The following is a 1,989-nucleotide window of genomic DNA, read 5'->3' on the forward strand; positions in this document are numbered from 1 at the left end:
GGCTGTAGCCACGGCAGCACCGGCCAAGCGCAGGGAAAGTTCCTCGAAGGCGTCGATGTAGGCCATCTCGCGCGCGGTCTCCGCTTCGGCCAGGAGCGGCGCCAGTACCGGCAAAGGCGGCAGGCGCGCCGCCTCGAAAGCCAGCTTCCTGGCGCCCGGAACGCCAGCTGCGATCCGTTCCATGTAGGCCGGATCGAAATGGAACGAGAGGCAACGGTCGCCGCTGCCATGCTCGTGCCCGCATTCGTAACATGTGCCGGGATTGCCGAGCAGGAGCGCGCCGGGCGCCAGCATCGCCGTGCCTTGCTGGGCGCGGTAGCGAAACGTGCCGCTGGTGACCGCAGCGACGCAGAAATCCTGATGCGCTTCCTCGAACGGCCGGTCGCCGGCGCCGGCCGTGCAAATGACGTCCGTCACGTGCCAACCGGCTCCGAATGCGAGACTATGCGTGGTCGTCGTCATAGTCGAAATATAGCAATTTTTCCCAAGCCCAGAACCCCGTCACCGCCTACTCCTAACGGTCTCCTGACAAGAAGAGGCCGCAGCCATGTTCGATCAATCCTCGTTTGCCGAAGCCCTGCATAGCTCCGGACCGATCGAAGGGCTTGCCGAAAAACTGAGCCTTTACGGCCGCTTCGTCGGCGCCTGGACGTTTGAGGCCTCGCGCCACCTCGAGGACGGCACTGTGCTGACAGGGCGTGGCGAGGTGCATTTCGGCTGGGTGCTGGAAGGCCGGGCGATCCAGGACGTGTGGATCCTGCCCGCGCGGGACGCCGGTCCATCGCCATCCTTGGGCACATGGACTTTTTACGGCACGACGCTGCGCGTCTATGATCCCGGCGCGGATGCCTGGCACATCTTCTGGAGCGACCCGCGCAACCAGTATTTCAGCCGCCAGCTCGGCCGCGCCGAGGGTGACACGATCGTGCAAGTGGGCGCCGACGACACCGGCAGCTCGGTACGCTGGAGCTTTTCACGCATCACCGAAAACTCCTTCCGCTGGCTGGGCGAACGCTCGCAAGACAATGGCGCGACATGGCGGCTGGAAGTCGAGTTCCTGGCGCGGCGAGCGGTTTGATCTCCGAGGATTGCAGCAGCCCAGAATAAAAGCGTCGCGATCCTTCGCGCTGCCCTCTGTCCCGCATCAACCACTTTCTCACGAACGGTTCCCACCGAACGGGCTTTGCTCTACCAATATTCTGGCACGGGCACAGCCCGGCGGGAGGGTCAGAGATGCCGAGTTTCGACAGCCTGTTCAACGCTTTCGTCACCATTCTCGTGACCATCGACCCGCCCGGCCTGGCGCCGCTGTTCCTCGCCGTGACGCGCGGCATGAACCGTGAGGAGCGCCAGCAGGTTTCGGTGCGCGCCTCGATCATCGGTTTCCTGGTGATGGCGCTGTTTGCGGTTGCCGGGGCCTCGATCCTGTCGGTGTTCGGCATAACGTTGCCGGCCTTCCGCGTCGCCGGCGGTTTCCTGCTGTTCTTCATCGCCTTCGAGATGGTGTTCGAGCGCCGGCAGGACCGCAAGGAGAAGATCGGCGACGTCGCCATCACCAAGGACATGATCCACAACATCGCCGCCTTCCCGCTGGCGATCCCACTGATCGCGGGCCCTGGTGCCATTTCGGCAACTGTGCTGCTTTCCGGCTCGTTTCAAGGCTTTGCCGCGCAGGCGGCGCTGGTCGGCATCATCTTCGTCTGCCTCGCCATCACCTATCTGGTGTTCGTGCTGTCGGAACGCATAGACCGCATCCTCGGCCAGACCGGCCGCTCGATCCTGACCCGTCTGCTTGGCGTCATCCTGGCGGCACTGGCTGTGCAATTCGTCGCCGACGGCATCAAGGCGCTGATAGCAGGCTGAACGACAGTCCCTACTGCCTACTGCCTACTGCCTACTGCCTACTGCCTACTGCCTACTGCCTACTGCCTACTGCCTACTGCCTACTGCCTACTCCCTACTGCCTATTTCCGCGTCGGGTCTGTGCCC

The 1,989-nt window shown here is 63.7% G+C and carries 3 protein-coding genes; 2 read left to right on the forward strand and 1 reads right to left on the reverse strand.

From position 1 onward, the window contains the following. Nucleotides 1-462, reverse strand: a 462-nt coding sequence (locus EN906_RS32305) for an AraC family ligand binding domain-containing protein (RefSeq protein WP_206529231.1), incomplete at its 3' end; no start/stop codon positions are given. An 85-nt stretch (nt 463-547) separates the two neighbouring features. On the opposite strand from EN906_RS32305, the gene EN906_RS32310 reads away from it, so the two are divergent. Both EN906_RS32310 and EN906_RS32315 read left to right on the forward strand, forming a co-directional pair. After that, on the forward strand, nt 548-1,078 hold the full coding sequence (locus tag EN906_RS32310) for a hypothetical protein (RefSeq protein ID WP_127269843.1): 531 nt from the start codon (nt 548-550) through the stop codon (nt 1,076-1,078). A gap of 155 nt (nt 1,079-1,233) precedes the next feature. Continuing rightward, complete coding sequence (locus tag EN906_RS32315) at nt 1,234-1,863, forward strand: MarC family protein (RefSeq protein ID WP_013531832.1); 630 nt, start codon at nt 1,234-1,236, stop codon at nt 1,861-1,863. Nucleotides 1,864-1,989: the final 126 nt, after the last annotated feature.

The sequence above is a fragment of the Mesorhizobium sp. M7A.F.Ca.CA.004.06.1.1 genome (genome assembly GCF_003999135.1).
Taxonomy (GTDB): Bacteria; Pseudomonadota; Alphaproteobacteria; order Rhizobiales; family Rhizobiaceae; genus Mesorhizobium.